Origin of the sequence: Aeromicrobium sp. (assembly GCF_036675695.1) — a bacterium.
Taxonomy (GTDB): Bacteria; Actinomycetota; Actinomycetes; order Propionibacteriales; family Nocardioidaceae; genus Aeromicrobium.
Genome location: NZ_JAKFEL010000236.1, coordinates 1 through 5393, shown reverse-complemented (window position 1 = coordinate 5393; position 5393 = coordinate 1). Strand labels below are relative to the sequence as shown.

Annotated in this window: 4 protein-coding genes; 3 read left to right on the top strand and 1 reads right to left on the bottom strand. The window is 65.6% G+C overall.

Going from position 1 to position 5393, the window contains the following annotated elements:
• The first annotated feature begins 42 nt into the window (after nucleotides 1-42).
• Together V6M39_RS15665 and manA are read left to right on the top strand one after the other, a co-directional pair.
• Nucleotides 43-1911, top strand: a complete 1869-nt coding sequence (locus tag V6M39_RS15665; RefSeq protein ID WP_332644747.1) for a DEAD/DEAH box helicase — start codon at nucleotides 43-45, stop codon at nucleotides 1909-1911.
• Nucleotides 1912-1937: 26 nt separating this feature from the next.
• Entirely contained in the window at nucleotides 1938-3173 is a 1236-nt protein-coding gene (manA, locus tag V6M39_RS15660; RefSeq protein WP_332644746.1) for a mannose-6-phosphate isomerase, class I, read from the top strand.
• Here manA and V6M39_RS15655 read toward each other — a convergent pair.
• Complete coding sequence (locus tag V6M39_RS15655) at nucleotides 3133-4221, bottom strand: mannose-1-phosphate guanylyltransferase (RefSeq protein WP_332644745.1); 1089 nt, start codon at nucleotides 4219-4221, stop codon at nucleotides 3133-3135. The two genes, manA and V6M39_RS15655, sit on opposite strands and share 41 nt — an antisense overlap.
• Before the next feature lie 69 nt (nucleotides 4222-4290).
• Between V6M39_RS15655 and V6M39_RS15650 the strand changes: the two genes are divergently transcribed.
• Complete coding sequence (locus V6M39_RS15650; RefSeq protein WP_332644744.1) at nucleotides 4291-5220, top strand: asparaginase; 930 nt, start codon at nucleotides 4291-4293, stop codon at nucleotides 5218-5220.
• Nucleotides 5221-5393: the final 173 nt, after the last annotated feature.

Below are 5393 nucleotides of genomic sequence, written 5' to 3'. Positions count from 1 at the left end.
AGCATTCGTTGCATTCGGTGTTGCACCGATAACCTTGTCCCTATGACTGACGACGAGGTTCGCGAATCCCCGACGTTCGCAGACCTCGGATTGATCGAACCGCTCGTACGCGTGTTGTCTTCCTTGGGCTACGAGACGCCGACACCAATCCAGGAACGAGCCATCCCGTCCCTGCTCGAGGGCAAGGACGTTGTGGGTCTGGCTCAGACCGGCACCGGCAAGACCGCAGCGTTCGCGCTGCCGATCTTGCAGCGCATAGACCCCACGAATCGCAAGACCCAGGCGATCGTTCTGGCCCCGACTCGCGAGCTTGCACTCCAGGTCTGTGAGGCCATCGCGGCGTACGCGACCAATCTCCCCGGCATCCGAGTGCTCCCGGTCTACGGAGGCCAGGGCTACGGCTTCCAGCTCCAGGGACTGCAGAAGGGTGCGCACATCGTGGTCGGCACCCCGGGACGCGTCATCGACCACCTCGAGCGCGGCAGCCTCGATCTGACGTCGCTGGAGTACCTCGTCCTCGATGAGGCCGACGAGATGCTCAACATGGGCTTCGCTGAGGACGTCGAGCGGATTCTCGCCGACACACCTGAGTACAAGCAGGTCGCACTGTTCTCGGCGACCATGCCCAAGCAGATCCGCTCGCTGGCCAAGAAGTACCTCCACGATCCCGTCGACATTGCGACGCCCAAGGCGACGACGTCCACGACGACAGTCCGGCAGCGCTGGATCCAGGTGTCGCACCACCACAAGTTCGATGCCATGACCCGCCTCCTCGAGGTTGAGTCCGGCGACGGCATGCTCGTGTTCGTCCGTACGAAGTCCGCCACCGAGGAGATCGCAGACAAGCTGCGTGGCCGCGGCTACTCCGCGGCTGCACTCAACGGTGACCTGGTGCAGGCTCAGCGCGAACGCACGGTGTCGCAGCTCAAGTCTGGCGCGATCGACATCATCGTCGCGACTGACGTTGCCGCTCGCGGACTCGACGTCGAGCGCATCACCCACGTCATCAACTACGACATCCCGCACGACACCGAGGCCTACGTCCACCGCATCGGTCGCACGGGCCGCGCTGGTCGCACGGGCGAGGCGATCCTGTTCGTCACCCCGCGCGAGCGTCGCATGCTCTCAGCGATCGAGAAGGTCTCAGGTCGTCCCGTCGAGGAGATGTCCGTCCCCTCGGCCGAAGAGGTGAACGAGAGCCGGGCCGGACGCTTCGCCCAGGCGATCACGTCGAGCATGGGCTCGCCGCAATTCCATGCGTTCCGCACCTTGGTCGAGGAGTATGTCTCCGAGAACGATGTCTCGATGACCGATGCCGCCGCGGCATTGGCGATCATGAGCCAGTCCGACAAGGAGTTCTTCCTCCGCCCGGATCCGCCCAAGTCGGCGCCTCGCGAGAGGGATAGCTCTTGGGGACGAGATGGCGACGCCCGTCGCAAGCCGGCCGGGTTCGACCGCAGTGATCGGCTCCCCGCCGAAGGCTCTGCGGTCTACCGGGTGTCGGTGGGCAAGCGCCACAAGATCGGCCCGTCCGCGATCGTCGGCGCACTCGCCAACGAGGGCAGTCTCAAGCGTTCGGACTTCGGCAAGATCACGCTGCTGACGGACCACTCGCTGGTCGAGCTGCCCGCCGACCTCCCCAGTGCGGTGTTCGAAGCGCTGGCCAACACCCGTATCTCGGGCAAGCTCATCGAGCTCCAGCTCGATGACGGTGCTCCGCCTCGCGCTCGTACCAGCGAGTCACACGGCAGCAAGCGTCCGTACGAGAAGAAGCAGGGCAGTTCGCAGCCCGCCAAGAAGCCGTACGCGAAAAAGGCTGCGTCCAAGAAGCCGTACGTGAAGAAGACGGGGGAGAAGAACCCCTACGAGCAGAAGGTCGCCGAGAAGTCTCGCAAGCCGCGGCACAAGTAGTCGACGCTCATCCCTAGGATGGTCTGATGTTCCGCCTCGTCAACGCGTCCCGCGGCTACGACTGGGGATCGACGGCTGACATACCCCGGTTCCTGGGTGACGAGCCAGATGGCGGTCCAGTCGCCGAGGTGTGGATCGGCACTCACCCGCTCGCTCCGTCGACGGATGACAAGGGAGTCTCGCTCGCCGATGGCGCGGGCGACCTTCCTTTCCTGGTCAAGCTCTTGGCGGCAGACCGGCCACTGTCACTGCAGGTGCACCCCAACCGCGAGATGGCGCGCGAGGGCTTCGAAGCCGAAGAGGCAGCGGGCATACCGCTCGACGCTCCGGAGCGGACCTACAAGGACCCCCACCACAAGCCCGAGATGGCGTACGCGCTGACGACATTCGACACTCTTGTCGGATTCAGGCCCACCGCCGAGATCCTGCGAGTCCTCAGCGGCATCAACACCCCGGTGACGCGGCGGCTGACCGAAGGTCTGAACGCGTCGCCCGGCTTCCCCGGCATCGTGAAGCTGGTCGAGCAGCTGCTCGTCAACCCGCCGTCAGCAGAAGAGCTCGCTGAGATCCGAGCTGCCTGCCAGACCTTGACGGATCAGGGCATCGACATCAAGCGGGCCTACGTCACTGCTCTGGAGATTGCCGAGCACTTCCCCGACGACGTCGGTGTCGTCATCTCAATGATGCTCAACCGGCTCACGCTCCAGCCAGGTGAGGCCGCCTTCCTCGGCACCGGAATCATCCACTCGCACCTCAGGGGGATGTGCCTGGAGGTCATGGCGTCGTCCGACAACGTGTTGCGAGCTGGCTTGACCAACAAGGCGCTCGACCCGGTCGGACTCGTGCGCTGCCTCGGCACCGGCATGTCCCGACTCGCGCGCGTCACCCCTGAGCCATTCGGCTTCTCGACGGACGTGTTCAGCCCCGACGTTGAAGAGTTCGCTCTTGCGGTGAGCCAATGCTCGGAGGGCTACCGCGATGACACTCCTCTCCCTCCCGCCGACAAGCGCATTCTGGTTTGCACCGGAGGCGAGGTCGAGCTCGTCAACGCCGCGGGCGAACGGCTCTCGATGTCGCGCGGCGACTCGGTCTACGCCGGCCCTGAGGATGGGGCCTTGACCATTGTGGGCACTGGCGAGGTCGCCCAGGCCTATCAGCCGACGTCGGAGACTGTGGTGGGCGAGCTGATCGACCTCGTGCCGCCTTTCGTCGAGCGGGAGCTCAAACGAGATCGTCGCGGCCGCGGTCCTTCAAGGCGCTGACAACATCTTTGACCCGCTGCGCGTGCTCCCGGGTCGTCACGAGTGTCGCGTCGACAGTGCGTACGACGATGACGTCGTGCAGGCCGACCACGGCGATGGTCGTGCCGTCCTCGGCGATGGTGAGACCGTCGGCGTCGACCCAGATCGTTCCGGGCGCCGGGGTGACGCCAATGTCCTGCAGCGCGGCGTAGTCGCCGAGGTCATCCCAGCTGAACGAGCCGGGCACCATCGCCATACCGCCCTCGAGCGAGACCGGTTCGGCGATGGCGTGGTCGATCGCGATCTTGGTCAGCGCCGGCCAGACACCGTCGAGCACGTCCTGACGATCGGGTTGCTGCCAGACGGACGCGATGCGGGTTAGCCCGTCGTGGAGCCCGGGCTGCAGGCGCGCGAGGTGGTCCAGGAGAACGCTGGTGCGGGTGACGAACATGCCGCCGTTCCAGCTGTGGTCGCCGTCGGCAACATAGGCAGCAGCCGTCGCTTCATCAGGCTTCTCGACGAAACGAGCGATTGCGCGTGCAGAGGGTGCTCCGTCGATGTCGAGGAGCGCGCCTGCCTCGATGTAGCCGAATGCGGTTGACGGGCCCGTCGGGGTGATGCCGATGGTGCTGATGAGGCCTTGTTCGGCGACGGCAACGGCCTGCCGGATCGCTTCGGCGAATGCGATCTGGTCGTCGATCACATGATCGGCGGCGAATGATCCGATGATGGCATCAGGGTCGGAGGCCCCGATGATTGCTGCGGCGAGCCCAATCGCTGGCATGGAGTCGCGCGGTGAGGGCTCGACGATCAGCGATGTGAGGTCTGGAAGCTGCTCGCCGATCGCACCCGCATGAGCCGCGCCTGTCACGACATGAATGCGCTCCGCCGGTATGAGGTCGACCAGCCGATCCCACGTCTGTTGAAGCAACGATCGACCTGATCCGTCGAGGTCGAGCAGGAACTTGGGCCTCGACGCCCGAGAGAGTGGCCACAGTCGGGTGCCGGCTCCACCAGCGGGGATCACCGCGTGGAAGGAGGTCAGCGCAGAGTTGTCGGTTGCCGGCACGTCGTCACTGTAGCGACTGGCCCAGCCCGCTCATGATCGTGATTGCCGCGGATCTCATAGGGTGACGGGGTGGAAGTCCTCGCAGAAGTCGTCAGGTCCGGTCTGGTCGAGAGTCGCCATCGCGGAGTCGCCGTACGCGTCGACGCTGCAGGTGAGGTTGTGTGGTCGATCGACGATCCCGGGACCTTGGTGTTTCCGCGTTCTGCCAACAAGCCGATCCAAGCCCTCGGCATGCTCCGGGCGGGCCTTCCTCTCGACGGCAGGCTGCTGGCAATCGCCTCGGCGAGCCACTCGGGTGAGCCCTTTCACCTCGATGCCGTACGCGAGATCCTCACCCTGGCTGGCCTCGATGAGTCGGCGCTCCAGGCGCCCGCGTCCTATCCGCTCGATCCGAAGGTGCACGCGGACTACATCCGTGCCGGCGGTGTACGGGCCCCGATCTGCATGGACTGCTCCGGCAAGCACGCCGCCATGCTTCTCACCTGTGTCACCAACGGCTGGCCGACCGATACGTACCTCGCTCCTGAGCACCCGTTGCAGGTCATCATCACGGAGACCTTCACCGAGCTCACGCAGAGCCCGCCCTCTGTGATCGGCGTTGATGGCTGTGGTGCACCACTGCTCGCGACACCACTCGTGCAGCTGGCGAGGGCGGTCGGCCGGATCGCTGCGGGAGCCCCCGGCACTCCGGAGGCAACCGTGGCATCCGCCATGAAGTCGCACCCTGAGTTCGTGAGCGGTACCAACCGTGCGGAGCTCGCTCTCGTGCGGGCCTTCCCGCAGCTGATCGCCAAGTCCGGCGCCGAGAGCGTGTACGTCGTGGCCCAGCCCGATGGTGAGGCGTTCGCGCTAAAGATCGAAGACGGCGGCGAGCGTCCGCTGTACGCCGTGATGGCTCGCGCCTTGGAGCTCGCGGGACTCAGCGCCCCGGTGCTGGTGGAGCGGCCCCAAGTGCTCGGAGGTGGACACCCAGTCGGCGAGGTTCGTACGACGTTCTGAGAACGGCTAAGGGCCCCACTCCCTGCGGAGTGAGGCCCTTCCCCGAGATTTCAGGCGTTGGTGCGCTTGCGGGCTGCGAACGCGATGCCCGAGGCGGTGACGACTCCGCCACCGACGAGCAGCCACGTCATGTCGAGTCCGCCGTTGTCGGTGTCGTCTGCGACGAGCTCAAC